The 20,241-nt window shown below is 71.6% G+C and carries 18 protein-coding genes; 5 read left to right on the top strand and 13 right to left on the bottom strand.

The window, feature by feature from the left end; genetic code table 11:
- Position 1 precedes the first annotated feature (1 nt).
- Entirely contained in the window at positions 2-754 is a 753-nt protein-coding gene (gene pcaH, locus H4W80_RS58535) for a protocatechuate 3,4-dioxygenase subunit beta (protein ID WP_192792918.1), read from the top strand.
- Positions 751-1,275 (top strand): protocatechuate 3,4-dioxygenase subunit alpha, encoded by a 525-nt coding sequence (gene pcaG, locus H4W80_RS58530; protein WP_192792917.1) that lies wholly within the window; start codon positions 751-753, stop codon positions 1,273-1,275. Before pcaH ends, pcaG begins: the two co-directional genes overlap by 4 nt.
- Positions 1,276-1,280: 5 nt before the next feature.
- Here the strand turns inward: pcaG and H4W80_RS58525 are convergent, their stop codons facing one another.
- From H4W80_RS58525 to H4W80_RS58510, 4 genes are all read right to left on the bottom strand, one after another.
- Complete coding sequence (locus tag H4W80_RS58525; RefSeq protein ID WP_225964286.1) at positions 1,281-1,946, bottom strand: hypothetical protein; 666 nt, start codon at positions 1,944-1,946, stop codon at positions 1,281-1,283.
- Between the two features lie 68 nt (positions 1,947-2,014).
- On the bottom strand, positions 2,015-2,440 hold the full coding sequence (locus H4W80_RS58520; protein ID WP_192792916.1) for a hypothetical protein: 426 nt from the start codon (positions 2,438-2,440) through the stop codon (positions 2,015-2,017).
- A 76-nt stretch (positions 2,441-2,516) separates the two neighbouring features.
- Complete coding sequence (locus tag H4W80_RS64235) at positions 2,517-4,211, bottom strand: sensor histidine kinase (protein ID WP_192792915.1); 1,695 nt, start codon at positions 4,209-4,211, stop codon at positions 2,517-2,519.
- Positions 4,212-4,289: 78 nt separating this feature from the next.
- A complete protein-coding gene (locus H4W80_RS58510; RefSeq protein WP_192792914.1) occupies positions 4,290-6,122 on the bottom strand; it encodes a serine hydrolase domain-containing protein in 1,833 nt (610 codons plus the stop codon).
- Between the two features lie 123 nt (positions 6,123-6,245).
- On the opposite strand from H4W80_RS58510, the gene H4W80_RS58505 reads away from it, so the two are divergent.
- Positions 6,246-6,851 carry a response regulator transcription factor gene (locus tag H4W80_RS58505; RefSeq protein WP_192792913.1) on the top strand — a complete coding sequence of 202 codons (606 nt, stop codon included), beginning with the start codon at positions 6,246-6,248 and terminating at the stop codon, positions 6,849-6,851.
- A 7-nt stretch (positions 6,852-6,858) separates the two neighbouring features.
- Here the strand turns inward: H4W80_RS58505 and H4W80_RS58500 are convergent, their stop codons facing one another.
- Positions 6,859-7,050, bottom strand: coding sequence for a DUF5708 family protein (locus H4W80_RS58500; RefSeq protein WP_192792912.1), 192 nt, complete (start codon positions 7,048-7,050; stop codon positions 6,859-6,861).
- Between the two features lie 105 nt (positions 7,051-7,155).
- Positions 7,156-7,581 carry a DUF7144 family membrane protein gene (locus H4W80_RS58495; RefSeq protein ID WP_192792911.1) on the bottom strand — a complete coding sequence of 142 codons (426 nt, stop codon included), beginning with the start codon at positions 7,579-7,581 and terminating at the stop codon, positions 7,156-7,158.
- 290 nt (positions 7,582-7,871) lie between these two features.
- On the opposite strand from H4W80_RS58495, the gene H4W80_RS58490 reads away from it, so the two are divergent.
- Entirely contained in the window at positions 7,872-10,211 is a 2,340-nt protein-coding gene (locus tag H4W80_RS58490; RefSeq protein ID WP_192792910.1) for an ATP-binding protein, read from the top strand.
- Positions 10,208-12,376, top strand: coding sequence for an ATP-binding protein (locus H4W80_RS58485; RefSeq protein ID WP_192792909.1), 2,169 nt, complete (start codon positions 10,208-10,210; stop codon positions 12,374-12,376). The genes H4W80_RS58490 and H4W80_RS58485 overlap by 4 nt, the downstream gene beginning before the upstream one ends.
- On the opposite strand, the gene H4W80_RS58480 is transcribed toward H4W80_RS58485, so the two are convergent.
- The 7 genes from H4W80_RS58480 to H4W80_RS58450 all read right to left on the bottom strand — a co-directional run bounded on the left by H4W80_RS58480 (position 12,318) and on the right by H4W80_RS58450 (position 20,239).
- Positions 12,318-12,500, bottom strand: coding sequence for a hypothetical protein (locus H4W80_RS58480; protein WP_192792908.1), 183 nt, complete (start codon positions 12,498-12,500; stop codon positions 12,318-12,320). The two genes, H4W80_RS58485 and H4W80_RS58480, sit on opposite strands and share 59 nt — an antisense overlap.
- A gap of 124 nt (positions 12,501-12,624) precedes the next feature.
- The gene (locus tag H4W80_RS58475) at positions 12,625-13,467 is read right to left on the bottom strand and encodes an alpha/beta fold hydrolase (RefSeq protein ID WP_318787573.1); all 843 of its coding nucleotides are present in this window, start codon (positions 13,465-13,467) and stop codon (positions 12,625-12,627) included.
- The gene (locus tag H4W80_RS58470; RefSeq protein ID WP_192792907.1) at positions 13,464-14,468 is read right to left on the bottom strand and encodes a HEAT repeat domain-containing protein; all 1,005 of its coding nucleotides are present in this window, start codon (positions 14,466-14,468) and stop codon (positions 13,464-13,466) included. Before H4W80_RS58470 ends, H4W80_RS58475 begins: the two co-directional genes overlap by 4 nt.
- Positions 14,469-14,474: 6 nt before the next feature.
- A complete protein-coding gene (locus H4W80_RS58465; RefSeq protein ID WP_192792906.1) occupies positions 14,475-15,143 on the bottom strand; it encodes a HEAT repeat domain-containing protein in 669 nt (222 codons plus the stop codon).
- Between the two features lie 290 nt (positions 15,144-15,433).
- Complete coding sequence (locus H4W80_RS58460; RefSeq protein WP_192792905.1) at positions 15,434-17,701, bottom strand: glycoside hydrolase family 95 protein; 2,268 nt, start codon at positions 17,699-17,701, stop codon at positions 15,434-15,436.
- Positions 17,698-19,326, bottom strand: a complete 1,629-nt coding sequence (locus tag H4W80_RS58455; RefSeq protein ID WP_318787572.1) for a type 2 periplasmic-binding domain-containing protein — start codon at positions 19,324-19,326, stop codon at positions 17,698-17,700. The genes H4W80_RS58460 and H4W80_RS58455 overlap by 4 nt, the downstream gene beginning before the upstream one ends.
- Positions 19,327-19,360: 34 nt before the next feature.
- Entirely contained in the window at positions 19,361-20,239 is an 879-nt protein-coding gene (locus tag H4W80_RS58450; RefSeq protein ID WP_192792904.1) for a carbohydrate ABC transporter permease, read from the bottom strand.
- Positions 20,240-20,241: the final 2 nt, after the last annotated feature.

The raw sequence follows: 20,241 nt of genomic DNA, 5'->3' as shown, positions 1-20,241 counted from the left end.
GATGACCCCACCCCTCACCCAGGCCGACATCGACCGCGAGATCGCCGAGGTCCACCAGGCCCGCGCGGGCGAGCGGGCGAACCATCCCGACCGCGACTTCGCCCCCTACCGCAGCAGCGTGCTGCGCCACCCCAAACAGCCGCTCGTCGCGCTGAAGGACCCGGAGGCGGCCGAGCTGGCCGGGCCGGTCTTCGGCGTCGCCGACGTCGCGCCGTTCGACGCGGACCTGACCAGGCAGCACGCCGGCGAGCCGCTCGGCGAGCGGATCACCGTGCAGGGGCGGGTGCTGGACCGCGACGGCCGCCCGGTACGCGGCCAGCTCGTGGAGATCTGGCAGGCCAACGCCTCGGGCCGCTACCCGCACCAGCGGGACGACCATCCCGCGCCGCTCGACCCCAACTTCTCCGGCGTGGGCCGCTGCCTGACCGACGACGAGGGCCGCTACGCCTTCACCACGATCAAGCCCGGCGCGTACCCGTGGCGCAACCACGTCAACGCCTGGCGGCCCGCGCACATCCACTTCTCGGTGTTCGGGACGGCCTTCACGCAGCGGCTGGTGACCCAGATGTACTTCCCGAACGACCCGCTGTTCCCCTACGACCCCGTGCTCAACTCCGTGACCGACGAGCGGGCCAGGCAGCGGCTGGTCTCGGCCTACGACCACGACCTGTCCGTGCCGGAGTGGTCGCTGGGCTACCGGTGGGACATCGTGCTGGACGGCCCCGCCGCGACCTGGATGGAGGAGGGCCGATGAACCCCACCCCCTCGCAGACCGTGGGCCCGTTCTACGGCTACGCGCTGCCGATCCCGCGCGGCGGAGACCTCGCCGAAGGCGGCATCGTCGTCCACGGTCACGTCTACGACGGCGCGGGCGAGCCGGTGCCCGACGCGCTGCTGGAGTTCTGGCAGGCCGACCCGTCCGGCAGCCTCGCGGGCGCGCCGGGCACGCTCCGGCGCGACCAGGTCAGCGGCGCGCTGCTGGGCAGGAGCGGCGTCGGCTTCACCGGGTTCGGCCGGGTGGCCACCGACGCCGACGGCGGCTGGGCCCTGCGCACGCTCCCGCCCGGCAACGGCTACATCAGCGTCTGCGTGTTCGCCCGCGGCCTGCTCCACCATCTCTACACGCGCATCTACTTCGTCCCGGACGCCTTCCTCGGCTCGCTGCCCCCCGAGCGCGGGCGGACGCTGGTGCCCGTGGAGGAGCGGGCGGGCGTCTACCGGTTCGACATCCACCTGCAGGGCGACGAGGAGACCGTCTTCCTGGACTTCGGCTGATCGCCTCAGACCAGGCCCACCATGAAGCCCTCGTCGCGGATGCCCAGGTAGATGGCCGGGCGGTACTGGCGCATGGCGTGCTCGATGACCGGGATGTACTTGGGGTTCGAGCCCAGCGGGAGCCGGTAGCCGTTCTTGACCGTGTGGAACTCCCACAGGTGCTCCAGGTCGGGATGGCGCCCGCGGAAGCCCGGGTCGGCCGGGAAGAGGTCGAGGCGGACCATCGTCTTGCGCATGATGTAGTCGGCCAGTTTGACGCGGCGCTGCTGCGTGCGCGAGATGCCCACGCCGGACAGCTCGGCCCACGGGGCCGCCCACGGGCGGCCCTGGGGGTCGTCCCAGCGCACGCCGTAGGCGTCGAAGACGAGCTTGCGCGGCCGGCTGAGCTTGCGCCAGGTGATGATCGGCAGCAACCCGATGAACAGGAAGATCAGCCCGAGGACCAGGACGGCGACCGCGGAGCCCGCGCCGCCCGTCGTCTGCCCGGCGAGCGCCGAGAAGACCGCCATGAGCCCGATGACCCCCGCGACGGAGCCGCCGATCAGCGCCTTCACCTTGGCGTCGCGGCCGACGTCGATCACCACGGGAGGCGGTGCGAAGGCGGGCTGCTGCTGTGGGGGGTAGGGGGCGTTGTACTGCTGCGGTGGCTGCTGCTGGGGGCCGTACATCATGAGACGGCAGGTTAGCCGGGATCGCCGGTTGTGCCGTGACGCTTCGTACATTTACGAAGCGTCCGGAGTCACCCGGACTCGGCGGGGCGGATCTCGGTGAACAGGCGCAGCGTCACCGGCCGCAGCCGCCACCTGGGCCGGCGCAGCCGCAGGGGCGAGAACGCCGCGGTCAGGACGATCTTCAGGTACGAGCTCCCGGCCCGCCCCACGGGCACCCGCGCGCAGAGCCCCGACACGTCGGCGCGGGCCACCCGCCCGTCCAGCAGCAGCCGGCTGCTCCCCCGGACCTCGGGACCGCCCGCCAGGCTCACCGACTCCCACAGGAGCTCGGGCATCCCGGGCAGGCAGAGCCGCAGCGTGAAGCCCGCCAGCGACCCGGCCGGGCTCAGGTAGAAGGAGCCGTCGAAGTCGCCGCTGCCGAGACCGGCCGAGAGCGTCACCTCGCTGGCGTCCATGGCGATCCGCCAGGCGTCGGGATCGGTATAGGGGATCAAGGGGCTCACCTCGCTGTCAGGTAAGGCGCGTCTACGCAGATAAGACGTACTGGCCGCCGCGAATGTGACAACCGGGTCAGCGCCGCGCGGGCAGGGTCGCGTCGAGCCGGAAGCGGTGGTCCCGGGAGGCGGTCGTGAGGCGGCCGCCCCGGGCGGCGAGGCGGGCGGTGAGGTTGGCGACGCCCTGGCCGGGCTCGGCGGGGCGGCCGGTGACGCCGTCGTTGTCCACGCGCAGCCGTACGAGGTCGTCGCCGGTGGACAGGGTGATCGTCACGTGGCGGGCCTCGCTGTGGCGGAGCACGTTGGTGGCCGCCTCGCGGACCACGACGGCGAGCACGGCGTCGAGGCCGTCGGGCAGGCGGGCGTGATCGTGGTCGATCTCTACGACCGCGCCGGTGGCCTCGAGGACCTCGCGGGCCGAGGCCAGCTCGGCGGGCAGGCTGAGTCCGGGTTCGCCGTCCCCGGGGATGGCGCGCAGGTCGGCGAGCGCGGTGCGGGCCACGGTGACGACGCCGGCCAGCTCGGCCTCGGCGCGGGCGGGGTCGCGGGCGGCCAGCTCGGCCTTGACGGTGATCGCGGACAGGCCGTACCCGATCAGGTCGTGGACGTCCTGGGCGATCCTGCGCCGCTCCCGGGCCGCGGCCAGCCCGGCGAGCGCCAGCCGCGACTCGCGTACCTGGTAGACCAGCCGCGTCACGGCGGTCAGCCCGTAGAACATCGCCGACATGCCGACCACCTCCACCAGGGCCGCCGGGATGCCCGCGGCCGAGCCGGACCGGGCCAGGAGCACCGCGGGCACGCTCGCCACCACCGCCGCGTACAGCGCCCAGGCCAGGCGCGGCGCGGGGACCACGATCAGCAGGGCGGCGGCGGCCCAGCCGACGAGCTGGTAGTAGGGGCGGTCCGGTTCGAGCAGCGGCAGCCACGCGAGCAGCAGCTGCGCGGGCAGCGTCCAGGCGGCGTGCCTCGGCCGGGCGCCGGGAGGCCGCGGCAGCGCGTGGTAGGCCTGCAGCGCGACCACCGCGATGACCGCGACCCAGTACGCCACCCGCAGCCCGGCCGGCACCGGCGCGCGGGCGACGACGATGATCGCGGCGACCGGGACCCACAGGTAGACGACCGTCAGGATGGGCAGCGCGAGCCGCGGGGTCAGGTCGCCGGGCGGCGGGAGCGGCGGCGGCTCGGGGCGCTGCCTGACCTGCTGCGCCGCCCGCCGGGTCAGCGGCGGGATCTCCCGGGCCCGCCCGGCTGCGGCCAGCCCGATGACGCGTGACAGCGTGGACCCGAGCACCGCGTCCAGGTCGTGGCCGGCCCGCTCGCGCTCCTCGGCCACCGACCGCGCGGCCAGCTCGGCCCGGGTGGCGTGGAGCTCGTCGCGCAGGTCGCTGAGCCGGGTGAGGGCGAACACGACCAGCCCCTGGGTGGCCGTGTTGCCCACCGCGTTGACCCAGACGTAGGCGTCGGCGCCGAGGTTCACGACGCCCGCGGCGGCCGTCACGCCGCCGAAGAGCACCCACCGCAGCGGCCCCCGGGCGACCAGCAGGACGGAGGCGGTGAAGAACGCCGACGGCCCGCCGAACGGCACCGGCCCCATCCAGGCGAACAGCGCCGCCTGGCCGGCCACCAGCCACCAGCCCCGCAGCCGCCGGGTCGCCGGCAGCGAGCACAGCAGCTGCAGGCCGAGGGAGAGCAGCGCCGGCACGCCCGGGAGTCCCGCCGCCGGGGGGATCACCAGCAGGAGGAGCACGACCAGGATGATGAGGGTGGACACTCGATCCCCACCGCGAGACGACCTTCACCGTTTCGCGGCCAAGCATCCCACGGCCCGGGTCCGGGTCCCCGGCGGGGATCAGCCGAACACGCCCCCGACCATGCCGTACGCGTACGCGACGGCCATGAAGCCCGCCGAGACGAGCGCGAAGGCCGTGTAGGAGATCCGCCCGGCCGGGCCCCACCAGCCCTTCCACCAGGCGCCCGCCGAGCAGGCCAGGACCCCGCCGGTGAGCACGAACGCCGTGGACGAGGCGATCAGGGCGGCCGTGAGCAGCGGGGACCCGAGGAAGACGGCGTCGGTGGGCGCGACGGCGATCGTGACGGCGAAGCCGTAGGCGAAGACCAGGACGAGCACGCTGGTCAGCCAGGCGAGCCACCACGCGCTCCGGTGCCGGGCGGGCCTGCCCCGGAGCCTGCGGACGAGCGCCGCGACCGGCATCCCGAGCCCGGCGAGCGCGAACGCGGCCAGGCCCGCGTAGACCAGCCACACGTGCAGGCCGGCGGCCGAGCGTTCGAACGTGGCCGCCTCCTCCTGGTGGCCGCCCGCGAGCAGGCCGTGGCCGTCGAAGGCGATGCGCTCCTGGCCGCCCCGCTCGGCGAACAGCCCCGGCCCGACGAGCTGCCACGTCTGCACGGGTCTGGCGGGATCGCGGGACAGGCCCGTCGTGGTGATCGTCCCGTCCCCCGCCGCCTCCACGGTCACGTTGCCGAACAGCGCGCCGGCCCTCAGCAGGTCGCCGCGGATCCGGGTCGGGGTGTACGTGCCCGCGTACGCCGAGGTGTCCCCGCGCACCGGCCGCGGCGCCTCCTGCTTCCCGGGGAAGTAGCGGTCGACGATCCGGTCGACCAGCTCGCCGGCCGAGGCCGCGGAGTCCTCGCCGTTGAAGACGACGTACACGCCGGTCCGCTGGTCGGGCAGCAGGGCCAGGACGTGGTGGAAGCCGTTGATGTCGCCGCCCTTGGAGAAGATCCGGCGCCCGTTCCTGACCCTTTCCTCCAGGCCGTACCCCATGCCGGGGAGCCGGGCGTCCTGCGTGTAGTGGCGGCTCATCATGGTCGTGCCGACGTTCCTGCCCAGGCGGGGGTCGTCGCCGAGCAGAGCGATCATCAGGCGTCCCATGTCGGCGGCGGTGGTGACGGGCCCGGCCCCGGACGCGGGCGACCCGTAGTAACGCTTGTACGGAACGTCTCCGTTGTATCCCTGGGCCAGGGTGCCCACCAGGGCGGCGGGCAGCGGCGCCTCGAACGACGTGCCCTCCATGCCCAGCGGCGCCAGGACGCGCGAGCGCACGTACTCGGCGAACGGCCGCCCCGAGGCCACCTCCACCAGGTAGCCCGCGAGGTTGTAGGCGTAGTTGTCGTAGGCGAGGACGGTCCCCGGCGGGCGCACCCGCTCCGGCCGGCCGTTCTTGACCACCTCGGCCAGGGACTCGGCGGCGGCGGGGTCCTCCCAGGACGAGCCGAGCACGTTGTCCGCGAAGCCGGCCGTATGGGTCAGCAGGTGCTCCAGGGTGACCGGCCGCCCGGGGAAGGTGTTCTCGATCTTGAAGGTCTTCAGGTAGGTGTTGACGTCGGCGCGCAGGTCGAGCTTGCCCTCCTGGACGAGCTGGAGCGCGGCGATCGCGGTGAACGTCTTGGCCGTCGAGGCGGTGAAGAACCCCGTGCGGGCCGCGTCCACCGGCACGCGCCCGGCCAGGTCGGCGTAGCCGTACCCGCGGGAGAAGACCTGCCGGCCGCCCGACACCACCGTGACCGCCGCGCCGGGGATGTCGTGCGCGGCGAGCTGCGCGGGCACCACCTGGTCGACCAGCGTTCCGACGTCCTCCAGGTCGGTCGAGGCTACGGCTCTGCCGGACAGGCCGCACACCAGCAGCGCGGTCGTCAGGCCGAGGAACAGGACTTTCTGCATGCCTCCCAAGATCGCGAACCCGGCCGGTCCCGGACCAGTGCCAGGCACCTCGATCCGGCATGTGAAACGCACGAACCGGACATCGGAACTATCATGGTCCCCACGCTTCGGGGGGAGTCGAGAGTGATCCGGGTGCTGCTGGCCGAGGACCTGCATCTCATCCGCGGGGCGCTCGCCTCGCTCCTGGGCCTGGAGCCGGACATCGAGGTCGTCGCCGAGGCGGCGGACGGGGACGCGGTGCTGCCCGCGGCGCTGGCGCACCGGCCCGACGTGGCCGTGCTGGACGTGCAGATGCCCGGGATCGACGGCATCGAGGCCGCCGCCGTGCTCCGCGACCGGGTCCCGGGCTGCCGGGTGCTCGTCCTCACCCAGCTGGGCCGGCCGGAGGTGCTGCGCAGGGCGCTGGCGGCCGGCGTCCAGGGGTTCATGCTGAAGGACGCGCCGCCGGCCGACCTCGCGGCGGCCGTGCGCCGCGTCCACGCGGGCGAGACGGTGGTCGACCCGGCCCTCGCCGCGGCCACCATCGCGGCCCGGGCGAACCCGCTGTCACCGCGCGAGGTGGAGGTGCTGCGCCGGGCCGCCGGCGGCGACGACCTCCCGGAGATCGCCGCCGCGCTCCACCTGACCAGGGGCACGGTACGCAACTACCTGGGGGCGATCGTCACCAAGCTCGACGCCCGCAACCGGCTGGACGCGGTCCGCATCGCCACCGAGGCCGGCTGGCTCTGACCGGCCGTCAGGCACGCTCGCTCCTGGCCATCCGGTAGAGCCCGTACGCGGCCTCGATGGCGCCGAGCACCATCATGACCAGGCCGATCTTCGACGGGACGAACACGACGATCTCGACGTCGGTCCCGAACAGCCACAGCGCGAGCCCGATGACGAAGACCGTCAGTCCGGTGAGGAACGTCTTGCGGGCAGGAGCCATGGGGACCTCTTTCGATCGGGGCCGTTTCCCATAACGCTAGGACGGCCTGGACCGCAAGGCTTCCTGCCCGCTGAGGAGGTCGGCGTACATCCTTCGACTGACGCGTCACCCGGACCCGGGAACGCCGGTCGCGCCCTTGGGCGGCGCGATGAGGCCGTACATGACCAGGATGCAGAGCGCGATCGCGATCATCGACCAGATCGGGAAGGCCACCATGAAGGCGAAGTGGCCGATCATCGCCAGGCCGGCCAGCACGACCCCGGTCCAGCGGGCCCAGGTCTGTCCGGCCAGCACGCCGAGCCCCACCAGGAACTGCAGGACGCCGATCGCCAGCCAGATCACGCCCCAGGCGGTGTAGTTCCACACCAGCAGGTGGCCGCCGGGCGTGACGAAGAAGTACGTCTTGAACAGGGCTATGACGCCCTCGATGATGTTGAAGATGCCCAGCACCATCGAGAGGGTCCCGGCGAATCCGAGCCAGCCCGAGTAGCCACCACGGTGGAATGCGAACGGTGACGTTGACGTCGCCATGATCGTCTCCTTCCCGGCGAGTTGAAACTCCCGGTCGCCGTCTGCACCCATGCCCGAAATGTCTAAAGACAAAATCCCGCCGGGCAAAGCTATGTCCACGCATCGGCAAAGTGCGCCGCCATTAAGTCTCCCCCTTTTCCCAATTTTTCCGGAAAATGGGGATTTGCTTGGCCGACGTCACCCGCGCGGAAACGACAAAGTGCGAGGGGTACCTTCACCGAATAATCTGGGAGTGGAGACTGGGGCACTGGCGGCGCGGTGCCCCGGGCGCCGGAGCCGTTGGAGCATTCATGACCATGACCGCACCGATCGTTTCCTGCCACCTGCCCTCTGAGCTCAACAGCTTCATCGGCAGGCGGCACGAGATCGCCGAGGTCAAGCGGCTGCTGTCCGATGCCAGGCTGGTGACCCTGATCGGCGTCGGCGGCGTCGGCAAGACCCGCCTCGCCATGCGGGTCGGTTTCGACCTGCGGCGCAGCTACCCCGACGGAGTGTGGCTGGTCGAGCTCGCGGCGCTGGAGAGCCCCGAATTGCTGGTGCAGACGGTGATGGAATGCCTGGAAATCCAGGACCGTTCAGTGCGGCCCTCCATCGAGGTGCTCACGGATCATCTGCGTGACAAGAGAATGCTCCTCATCCTGGACAACTGCGAGCATCTGCTCGACGAATGCGCCACGGTGGCCGAGACGCTCATGCGCGCCGCGCCCGGCCTGCGGATCCTGGCCACCAGCCGGCAGACGCTCGGCGTCGTGGGCGAGCAGACGATGGCCGTCCCGCCGCTGCCCATGCCGGACTTCGACCTCGCGCGGTCGTCCACGGATTCGCTGAAGCAGTTCGACGCGATCCGGCTGTTCGCCGACCGGTCCCAGTCCGTGCTGCCGGGGTTCGAGATCACCGAGGACAACCAGGACAGCGTGGCGCGGATCGTCCGGCGGCTGGACGGCATCCCGCTGGCGATCGAGCTGGCGGCGGTCCGGCTGCGGGCGATCTCCGTGGAGCAGCTGCTGGCCCGGCTGGACGACCGGTTCCGGCTGCTCACGATGGGGGCGCGCACCGCGTTGCCCCGCCAGCAGACGCTGCGGGCGCTGATCGACTGGAGCTACGCTCTCTGCACCGAGCAGGAGCGGCTGCTCTGGGGCCGGCTGTCGGTGTTCTCCGGCGGTCTGGACCTGGAGGCGGCCGAGCACGTGTGCGCCGGCGACGGCATCGAGCCCGACGAGGTCGTCGATCTGGTCGTCGGCCTGGTGGGCAAGTCGGTGCTGGCCCGCGAGGGCGACCAGACCACGGTGCGCTACCGGCTGCTGGAGACCATCCGCCAGTACGGCCGCGACCGGCTGCGCGAGTCGGGCGACGAGGCGGCGCTGCGGGCCCGGCACCGCGACTGGTTCGAGGACCTCGCCAGCCGCGGGCAGCGGGAGTGGTTCGGCCCCGACCAGGTGGCCTGGTTCAACCGCCTGCGCGCCGAGCACGGCAACATCCGCAGCGCCCTCGACTACTGCCTCACCACGCCGGGCGAGGCGGTGCGCGGCCTGGCCATCGCCACGTCGCTGCGGTTCTACTGGATCGCGACCGGGTCGCTGCGGGAGCCGCGTGACTGGCTCGACCGCCTGCTCGCGTCCAATGACGCCGAGGGTGACGCCGCGGCGACCGCCCGCGCCAACGCGCTGTGTGTCAACGCGCGGCTGGCGGTGCTGCAGAGCGACTTCGCGCTGGCGGCGGACATGCTGGAGGAGGCCCGCGGGCTGGCCAAACAGCTCGACAGCGCGGCGATCCTCGCCGAGATCTCCTACGTCCGCGGCCTGGCGACCCTGCTCCAGCGCGACATCGCCGGCGCGGCGGACCTGCTGGAGGAGGCGGTGGCGGGCTACCGCGAGGCGGACGCCCCGATGGGGGTGGTGAACGCGCTGCTGTACCTGGCCACCGCCCACTCGCTGCTCGGCCATCCCGGCGAGGCCGTCACGCGCTTCACCGAGGGCCTGGAGACCTGCCAGGCCCGCGAGGACCACTGGTTCAGGTCGTACACGCTGTGGGTGTACGGGATCGAGGTGTGGCGGGAGGGCGACGTGGCCAGGGCGGTCGAGATGGAGCGCGAGGCCATCCGGCACAAGGAGCCCTTCGACGACCGCCTGGGCACCGCCCTGTGCATCGAGGCGCTGGCCTGGATGGCCGCCGACGGCACGCCCGAGCGCGCCGCCGTGCTGTTCGGGGCCTCGCAGGAGCGCTGGCGGTCGTTCGGCGCTCCCCCGTTCGGCTACCTGTCCGGCCACCACGACACCTCCGAGGCGCTGGCGCGCGAGCGCCTCGGCGAGGAGGCGTTCGAGGCCGCCTTCCGCAGGGGCACCGAGCTCACCCCGGCCGACGCGCTCGCGTACGCGATGTGCGAGGACGTGAAACCGGCCAAGCCCGCGGCGGCGGCCCAGCCCTCGCCGCTCACCCGGCGGGAGATGGAGATCGCCCGGCTCGTCGCCCAGGGCATGACCAACAAGGCCATCGCCTCCACGCTGGTGATCGCCCAGCGAACGGCCGAGGGGCACGTCGAGCACATCCTGACCAAGCTCGGGTTCAACTCGCGCTCCCAGATCGCGGCCTGGGTCGGCGAGCAGGGCCGGCTCCCCGGGGGCGCCCCATGAGGTCCGGCTCCGGCGTCCTGACCGACAAGTCCACCTTCGTCGGGCGGGCCCAGGAGCTGTCCACGATGCGGAAGATGCTGGGCAGGTCCCGGCTGCTCACCTTGACGGGCGCGGGCGGCGTCGGCAAGACCCGGCTGGCGCTCAGGGCCGCGGAGCTGCTGCGGGACGCGTACCAGGACGGGGTCGAGGTGGTCGAGCTGGCCACCCTGGAGACGGGCGACCTGCTGGAGTCGGAGGTCGCCATGGCGCTGGGGCTGCGCGACGTGCGCCGCGATCCCATGGGCGTGCTGGTGGACCACCTCTCCCGCAAGCGGATGCTGCTGGTCCTGGACAACTGCGAGCACCTGAGCGGGGTCTGCGCCCGGTTCGTGGACCGGCTGCTGCGCTCCGCGCCCCGGCTGCAGGTCCTGGCGACCAGCAGGCAGACCCTGCGGGTCTCCGGCGAGCAGGTGCTGACCGTCGCCCCGCTGTCCACTCCCGATCCCGGCCCGGGCTGCGGCCACACGGTCCGGGAGGTCGGCCGCCACGACTCCGTCCGGCTGTTCGTGGAGCGCGCGGCGGGCGCCGTGCCCGGCTTCCGGCTCAACGCGCGCAACGTGGCGCCCGTGGCGGAGCTGGTGCGCCGCCTGGAGGGCATCCCGCTGGCGATCGAGCTGGCGGCGGTCCGGCTGCGGTCCATGCCGCTCGAACGCCTGGCGCGGGAGCTGGAGGAGCGCTTCGACGTGCTGGTCGCAAAGGCGCCCGCCGCCCTGCCCCGCCACCAGACGATGCGCGCGACCATGGAGTGGAGCTTCCGCCTCTGCTCGGCCGGGGAGCGGCGGCTGTGGGCGCGGCTGGGGCTGTTCCCCTCCGGGGCGGACCTGGAGACCGCCGAGGCGGTCTGCTCCGGCGACGGCATCGACCGGCTCGACGTGCTCGACCACCTGACCGGGCTGGTGGACAAGTCGGTCCTGGTCAGGGACGGTCCCCGCTACCGCATGCCGGAGGCCCTGCGCGCGTACGGGTGCGAGCAGCTGCCGCCTCCCGAGGAGCGGCGGCTGCGCCGGCGTTACGTCGAGCACTACCGGGACCTGGTCGAGGAGCACCGCATCGACCGGATGGTCCCCGAGCAGCTGGACCGCTACCTGCTCCTGCAGCGGGAGCTGCCCAACATCCGGGTCGCCCTGGAGATGTGCCTGAGCGATCCGGCGCTGGCGCCGACGGAGCTGGAGGCCGCCTCGGCGATGTGGTGCTTCTGGCTGCTGACCGGGTCGTTCGCGGAGGGCCGCTACTGGCTGGGACGCGGCCTGGAACGGGTGCCGGAGCAGAGCCGGTGCCATGCGGTGGGGCTCTGGGCGGACAGCCTGCTCGCCGTGCGCCAGGGCCGGCCGGCGGCGGCCGTGCGGGGGCTGGAGGAATTCCTCGCCTTCGCGCGCAGGGAGGGCGACGAGAACCTCGTGGCGCGCGGCATCCGCAGCTCGGGCGTCGCGGCGTTCCTCAGCGGCGACGCCCAGCGCGGCCTGGCGCTGATCCGGGACTCCCTCGCCTTCCACGAGGCCACGGGCGACATGGACGGCATCATGTTCGACCTCTACATCGGGGCCGCGTACGGCTCGACCGAGACGCCCCGCCAGGCGACCGAGTGCGGCGAGCGGCTCCTTGCCCTGTGCGAGAGCCGGCGCGCCCTGGTCTTCCGCGCGTACGCGCAGCTCGCGCTCGGGGTCGCGCACTGGAATCTGGGCGAGCGCCGGCGCGCGGAGGCGCTGCTGACGGCGGCCACCGAGTTCACCGGGGGGATCAACGACCGGTGGTGCCTGACCCAGTGCCTGGAGGTGCTGGCCTGGCTCGCGGGCGCGCGGGACGAGCACGACCGGGCCGCCGCGCTGCTGGGGGCGGCGCACGCGATGTGGCAGGCGGTGGGGACCTCGCCCGAGTGGATCAGCTACCACGCGACCTGGCACGAGCGCTGCACGCGGCTGGCCCGCGCGGCGCTGGGCCGGTCGGCGTTCGCGACGGCGTTCCGCCAGGGCTCGCGGCTGGGGCCGCAGCGGGCCGCGGCCTACGCGGTGAGCGGCGCGCCGAAGGAGCGGCCGGGGCGGCGGGGCGGCCGGGGCTCGAAAACGCCCGTCACGCTGGGGGTGGGAGGCCGGCGGCGGCCTCGGTCAGGCACCTCTCCAGCCGGGTGACGATGGCCGGCGCCCCGGCCGTGCCGATCCGGCAGCAGTACAGGAAGCGTACGAGGGACTCCTCGGCGATGGGCCGGGCGACGACGCCGTCCACCGTGTCCGCGAGCGCCGGCGCGGGCAGCACGATTGGGGATACCTTCGGGAGCGGAAGGTGCCCGGAGGCCGTACTGGCTCGGATACGGACCACTTGATCAACGACTCCACCGGTCAACCCCGGAGCCCGAGGGTGAGATCCCCTCGAGCGGCCCTCAGGCCCGGAGGAACGCGGCGATCGGCTCGGCCTGGCCGAAGACAGCGTGACCCACCTCGGGCAGCAGATGCACGGTCGCGTGCGGGATGCACTCACGCACGCGCCGCGCGGTCTGGTGGGAGTCGAACATCGCGTCACGGCCGCCGACGATGACGAGGACGTGCATGGTGAGAGCGCGCAACGCCTCGTCGGGGAACACCGGGAGCCTCTCCCTGCGCGGGTTGAAGTGCGTGAACGTCAGGACGACGGTGTCGAGCGCCTGCTGGTGCCTGTCCCCGTCCAGTCCTGCGATCGCCATCGCCGACTCTCGTAGTCCGCCGCGCCGGAACAGGCGGGTCAGCAGGGCCTTGAGCATCCAGCCGATCTTCTGCCGTCCCACGCCGCCTGGGCACATCAACGCCAGGCGGGTCACCCGTTCCGGACGGCGAATGGCGTAGTCCAGGGCCGTCCAGCCGCCGAGGGACGTGGCGACGAACGCTGCGTCGATGATCCCGAGCCCTTCCAGCACGTCGTCCAGCCAGAGTGCCACGGCGTCGGAGTCCAGGGCGGGGCGCGAGGGCGCGCTCAGACCCGGCTCGCCGACGAGGTCGACGGCGTATGTGCGGAAGTTCTGAGACCAGGTGGCGACATCTCCTCGCCACATCGACGCGTTCGCGCCCGAACCGTGCAGCAGCACCAGGGGCGGCGCGTCGTGCGGGCCGGAGACGAGGACGAAGGTCTCGCCCTGACGGGTCGGCACCCGTAGCTGCTCGGCGGGAACCGGCCAGGCCTCCAGCGCCTGCCGGTAGTGCTCGAGGAGCTCGCGTTCACCGGCTTCGGACTTGTAGATCATGGTCATCATGTCTGCTCGCGTATCCCGAGGATGTATGTCGCGGTAAGGGCAACGGCGCGGTCGTCGTCATGTGACAGATCCGCGAGGGCTCGTGACGCTGTGGTTCCAGGGATGTCCGCGAGCGCCTGTGTCAGCCGTCGGCGTGCCGACGATTCGGCGGTGTCGTGGGCGAGGCGATCGACGAGCATGGAAGCGATCCGGTCCGCCGACGCGGGACGACTCGCCAGCGCGCTCAGGGCATCGGCCGCATCGACGTCATTCGTCCCCTCGACAACCATGTCGATGAGCGTCGGAACGGCTTCGGCTACGCCACGGGCCCCCAGCGCCAGAGCCGCGTACTTGCGGACCACGATGTCGGAGCTCGTGAGGGCCTCCTGCAGCAGCGCGGTCGCCGTACCGTCCGAAATCTCGGCGATGGACTGGACGGCACGCTTGCGCACCTCGGCCACCGGTGAGCCGAGACCCTCCGCAAGCAGCGCCAATCCGCCGTCGCCCGATTGCGCCAGCGCCCATCGAAGGGCTCCGGCGACGTTCGGGTCCGTCTCGCTCAGCACTGCCTCGACCAGCGCTTCCACCGGCACCGGGCCCTCTTCGACAGAGGACAGGGCCGCGCGCTGGCGCCTACCGGCGCTCTTCGACCCCAGCGCCTGCAGGAGCGCGACGACCTGGAGGACGTCCTGCCAGCCCGATGGTTCGGCAACGCCGATCCGGCGCAGTCGCGTGAGCAACTGCGTCTCAGCCGCGATGCGCTCTCGCGTCTGGCGGATGAGGTCGTCGACGAGTTCTGCGGGCCTGAAGTCAGGATCATCCAGTGCGCGCCCGACTTCACGCAGCGACAGTCCCAACGACCGCAGGCTCTCGATATGAAAGATCCGCTGGATGTCCTCGCTGGAGTACTCTCGATAGCCGCCGTCGCTGCGACCCGTCGGCCGCACCAGGCCGAGCGAGTCGTAATGCCGGAGCATGCGGGCGCTGACCCCGGACCGCCGTGCCACATCACCGATCAACACGGCCCGTCACTCCTCCTCGCCGGTGCCACCGAGGGCCACCACACGCTTGGCCTCCTCTATCGCGAACGCCACCCCGGCATCCGGGTCGCGCAAAAGCTTCTCCGTGGCGATCGCGTGCGCGCGTACCCGTGGGTCGGGATCCGTCATCGCGGCGCGCAGCGCTGGCACGATCACCTCACCGAGCGCGACCAGCGCCCTGCTGAGGCTCAGCCACATCTCACGCCCGCCACGCCCGAGCTGCGTCGACAACACCGCGGCCAACTCGGGCACTTCACCGTCGGGCACGAGCACGACCGCCGCCCGCCAAGCGCTCCGCGCCACCTCATCGTCGGCGTCGCGCAGAAGCGCCCGTGTGATCGCCGGCCACGCAAGCCGATCCCCGATCTTGGACAGCGTGTGCAAAGCCTGGCTTCGTGCCTGCGCATGCTCCGAGCGAACTTCTTCGACAAGCGCCGGGACCGTCATTGACGCCGGGTGGCGCGTGAGCGCCCACGTCAGCATGTCACGCACAGCGAATTCGGGCTCGATCGCGCAGCGTTCGATGAGCTTGTCGATGAACCGCGGGTCAGGGCTCGTGCCGAGCGCCAGCGCCGCCCGCAGCCGCACTGACGAGTCGCCGGCCTCCAGCCCCTGCAAAGCTGGGAACGCATCCGTGTCCTGTTTCGGCATAGCCATCGGGACCACCTCCTTGGCACCAGTGAAGACCTTGTCACAGTGTCAAGGTCAAGCGAGGCCACGCCGCGAGGTCGCCAGGCGCCCGCTGGGGGCCCCGGGCGGGTGAACCCGACCAGCCCGCGCGAGCAGCAACTGGCCAACATCCGCCGCATCTACGGTTGCCCAGGATCCCTACGCCTGATCATGACTGCCGGCCGGCTGGGCCTCGGCTGACGTGCCGAGGCCCAGCCCTTGGCGGCGGGAGGCGAGCACGGCGGCGTATGCCGCCGGCATCGCGATCGCGCGCGCGTTCACGGGGAACCCTCGGGGACGAGCGTGTAGCGGGTGAGCGCGGTCGCGTCCCAGGTCATGCGCCGGCGCCCCGCGAGCGCGCCGGAGACCTCCCGGGCCGGGACCGCTCGCTCGCCGCAAGTGACGGTCAGCGGCGGAGTGTCGCCGGGTACCTCGACGACGAGCCGTCCGTCCGACCCGGCGGTGATCGCCGCCGACGTGAGCATGCCCGCGGACCAGGCCACGGAGGCGGTGTGCCCGCCGCGGCAGCGGATGCCGCGCACCGACCCCGTGTCCCAGCTCCCCGGCAGCGTCTTCAGCAGGCTGACCGCGCCTTCGTGGCTCTGCACGAGCAACTCGGTCATCCCCGCGACAGCGCCGAAGTTGCCGTCGATCTGGAAGATGTAGCCCGACGGCCGGCCGCCGTGGGGATGCAGGTCCAGCAGAGAGACGGAGCCCAGCTGGTCGAGCAGGATCGCGATCGAGCGCTCGGCCAGTTCCGGGTCGCGCAGCCGGGCGGCCAGGCACAGGATCCACGCCTGGCTCCAGCCGGTGTGTCCACTGCCGTGGTGCAGCCGGGTGGCCAGCGCCTGCCGTACCGCCTCGAAGTCGTCCGGCGTCCCCGACTCGGTGATCCGGGTGCCGGGGTAGAGGCCGTAGAGGTGGGACAGGTGGCGGTGGCCGGGCTCCTGGGAGGGCCGCCGGTCATACCACTCCAGCAGTTCGCCGTCGATCGCGACCGGACGCAGCTGTGACAGCGCCTTCCCCGCGCGTACGGCGAGCTCGTCGTCGGCCAGCGAGCGGTAACGGGTCAGGACCTCGCGGACGAGCTCCTGGTCCATGGCCGCGCCGGCCGAGATGGCCGCCGGATTGCCTGCCTCGGTGAGGAAATGGTGTTCCGGCGAGGTCGAGGGGCTCATCACCAGCTTGCCGTGGGCGTCGGGAACCAGCAAGTCCAGCGCGAAGGAGGTGACGCTGCGCAGAGCGGGCAGGAGCAGCTCGGGTGCTCCGCCGTACTCGAGGTGGTCCCAGAGGTGGGCAGTGAGCCAGAGCAGGCCGGAGGACCAGTTGGCCCACTGCGGATCGCCGTTGACCGGGGCGCTGAAGCGCCACAGGTCGGTGTTGTGGTGAGTGGTGGCTCCGGCGGCGCCGTAGTGGTGCAGGGCCGCGTCCTGGCCGGTATCGAGCAGGCCGCCGATCAGCTCGAACAGCGGTTGGTGCAGCTCGGACAGGCCGGCGGGCTCGGCGGGCCAGTAGTTCATCGGGAGGTTGATGTTGGTGGTGTAGTTGCTGCTCCAGCCGGGCCGCACGTCGGCGTTCCAGATGCCCTGCAGGTTGGCGGGCTGGGTGCCGGGACGGGAGCTGGAGATCAGCAGGTAGCGGCCGAAGTGGTAGTAGAGCTCGGCGCGCTCGTCGGGCACCGACAGGTCGACCCGGTCGAAGTAGCCGCGGTGGTCGGCCTCGTGCTCGGCGAGCAACTCCGCCGTGCTCCTGGACAGTGCGGCCTCGACCTGCCGGCGCGCCTGCCGGGCCAGCTCGGCGGTGTCGGCGCTGGGCCGTACGGCATGGCCGCGGAAACCGTCGGCGGCCGCGGCGACCATCCGGACCTCGCCGGATCCGGCGCTCTGGACGGCGATGACGACGGCGAAGCCCATGCCGGCGGCCACCGTGCCGTCGCGGTCGGGTGCGTCGGCGTCGTAGACGACGGCGGGCTCCCGGTCGACGTAATCGGGCAGCACGTTCGCGGGCGCCCGGCCGGTGATCGTGAGCCATTCGCCGTCACGGATCACCTCGACCGGGTGCGGTGAGGTGAATGCGGGCAGTTCGAGCGGCCCGCGAGCCGAGGCGACCAGCACGCCGGCGGGAGCGGAGACGAAGCTGATCAGCTGCCCGCCGTCGTGGCTGACGGTGCTCACCGCCCGGGCGAGATCGAGCTCGCGGCGGTAGTGGGAGGGCTCCCCGCCGGAGGTGTGGCGCCATTCGATGAACCCCAGCGGCTGGTAGGCCTGGGTCCAGCCGCTTGACTGCATGCGGCGGCCGAGCCGGTCCGCGCGCTCGAAGTCGCGTGCGGCGATCGCCGCACGCAGTTCCGGCAGCAGAGCGGCGGGCGAGGGGCCCTGCTCGGGCGGCAGGGGGCCGCCCGACCAGAAGGTGTCGAGATTGAGGTCGAAACGCTCCACCTCCGGCCTGCCGTACGCCATCGCGCCGAGCCGGCCGTTGCCGAGTGGGAAGCCGTCGTGAAAGTGGGCGGCGGGTGCGTGCAGCCGGAGGAGATGTCGTGTCGTCACAGCGCGTCGTGTGCCTTCTGCTGGATCTGGAGGTAGCGGGTCAGGCCCAGGCCGTTGAGCCCGTCGAGGTAAGCCTGCCAGGCGGAGTCGTCGTCGATGTTCTTCTGGCCCGTGACGAACTGCAGGCTGGACTGGTTGACGTAGTTGTCGATGTTGGTCTGCAGGGTGGCCAGCTCGCCCGCCTCCTCCGGCGCGATCTTGGTGTGCCAGATCGGGAAGATCTGGTCCTTGGGCTCCTTGCCCGCGTACAGCTCGGTGGCCTTGAAGAGGCGGCGCTCGTAGCCCGCCTGGTCGTAGATGTCGGTCGATGTCACCCGGGCGTTGCGGAACTCCTTGGTGTTGTCGTACTCCGCCATCGGCCCCCAGGCGCCCTCCCTCTTCGGCGCGTCCTCGGGCTGCGTCAGCGTCTTGAACGACGGCTTGAGGCTCTCGTCGAGCGCGACGTCGCCGGGGCCCGCCTTGGCCCAGTCCTTGCCCTCCTCGCCGACCTGGCCCAGGACGTGTCCCTCGTCGGTGAACAGGTAGTCCAGCAGCTTGATCGCGGCGATCTGGGTCGCCTCGCTCGCCTTGGAGGTGATGACGAAGGAGGCGCCGGGTAGGCTGGGCAGGATGTAGGTGGCATACTGCGCGCCGGACGGGCCGGTCAGCGGGGCCACGGCGTCGTAGTCCTTGTCGCGGCCGTCCTTCTGGCCCAGGGTGACCAGCTGGGCCGGGTGGTGTACCGTCGCCGAGCCGACGACGCTCGCCCCGGCCTTGTCGCCCTTGGCCTTCAGCGCGTCCCCGTTCTGGGTGAAGGCCGCCTGGTCGATCAGGCCGTCCTTGTACAGCACCGCGATGTAGCGCAGGCCCTCGCGCCAGCCGGGTTGCACGGCCTGCAGTTGCACCTTGCCGGCGTTGACCGCCAGCGTGGAGCCGTACGCGCCGGTGGCCTGCGGGTCGTAGACGAAGGCGTCCATGAGGTACGGCAGGAGCGGGTTGGCGGTGTTCGCGCTCAGCGGGATCTCATCGGCCTTGCCGTTGCCGTTGGGATCCTTGGCCTTGAACGCCTTCAGCACCTCGCGCAGCTCGTCGGGGGTGGTGGGCTGCTTGAGTCCGAGCTTCTTCAGCCAGGCGGAGTTCATCCAGAACTTGGAGGGATAGGAGCAGTGGAAGCAGTCGTTCCACTGCGGCATGCCGTAGATCTTCCCGTCGGGCGCGGTCGCCAGCCGCTTGAAGTCGGGCGTCGACTCCAGCGCCTTCTTGACGTTGGGGGCGTACTTGTCGATCAGGTCGTTGAGCGGCACGAGCACGCCCTGCTTGCCCATGCGGATCAGCTCGGCCGGGGAGAACGCGTCGACCCACGGGATGAGCATGTAGACGTCGGGGAGATCGCCGCTGGCCAGCGAGATCTGGCGCTTCTCCTTGGCCGCGGCGCTGTCCCAGGTGGTGGTCTCGAAGGTGAGGGTCACCCCGAGCTTCTGCTGCACGTGCTTGGTGAACGGGCTGTTGCTCAGGTGCTGGTCGGCGTTCTGCTGGGCGAAGATCCTGATGGTGCCGGCCTTCTGCTCCTGCTTGGGCTCCTCGGCGGAGCAGGCGGCCAGGGCCAGGAAACCGGCGGTGAGTGCTGCGACGACTCTGACGGACACGGTGATACCTCGATGTCTGTGGATGGGGGGTGTGTCAGCCCTTGACGGAGCCGATCATGAGGCCCTTGGTGAAGTGCCGGGCGACAAAGGGGTAGATGAGGAGCACGGGTACGGTCGAGATCACGATGAGCGAGTATTTGAGCAGATCGGCGAGTTGCTGGCGCTCCATGGCGGTGGCGACGTCCATGCCGTTGCTCTGGGTGTTGAGGACGAGGATGTTGCGGAGCACGAGCTGCAACGGGTAGAGGTCGTCGCTCTTGAGATAGAGCAGGGCGTCGAAGTAGGAGTTCCACTGGCTGATCGCGTAGACCAGCGCGATCACCGCGATCATGGGCTTGGCCAGGGGCAGCACGATCGACCAGAGAACCCGGAAGTGGCTCGCGCCGTCGATCTCGGCGGCCTCGAACAGCTCGCGAGGGATGGAGTGGCGCAGGTAGGTGCGCGCGATGATCACCTGCCAGACGGCGATCGCGTTGGGGACGATCAGCGCCCACCGCGTGTCGATCATGCCGAGAGACTTGACGACCAGGTAGGTGGGGATGAGGCCGCCGCCGAACAGCATCGTGAAGACGATCATCCGGGTGAGGAGCCCGCCTCCGACGAAATCCCTGCGGGACAGCGGATAGGCCAGCATGAGCGTGAGGCTGACGCTGACGAACGTTCCCACGGCCGTGTAGAAGAGCGAGTTGCCGAAACCGACGAGGATCTGCGGATCGGACAGTGCCACCTGGAAGCCGCGCAGGGTGAAGTCCACCGGCCAGAAGGTGACCCGGCCGGAGCTGACCGCGTTCGGATCGCTGAGGGAACTGGCCAGGATGTAGAGCAGCGGCAGCAGCACGACCGCCAGGAAGGTGGCGAGCAGCACGTAGACGGCCACCATGAACAGCCGGTCCGTCCGCGATTCCCTGACCATGG

This window comes from Nonomuraea angiospora, assembly GCF_014873145.1.
GTDB lineage: Bacteria > Actinomycetota > Actinomycetes > Streptosporangiales > Streptosporangiaceae > Nonomuraea > Nonomuraea angiospora.
Note: the sequence above shows the minus strand (reverse complement) of the source record. Positions and strands in the feature narration are given on the sequence as shown.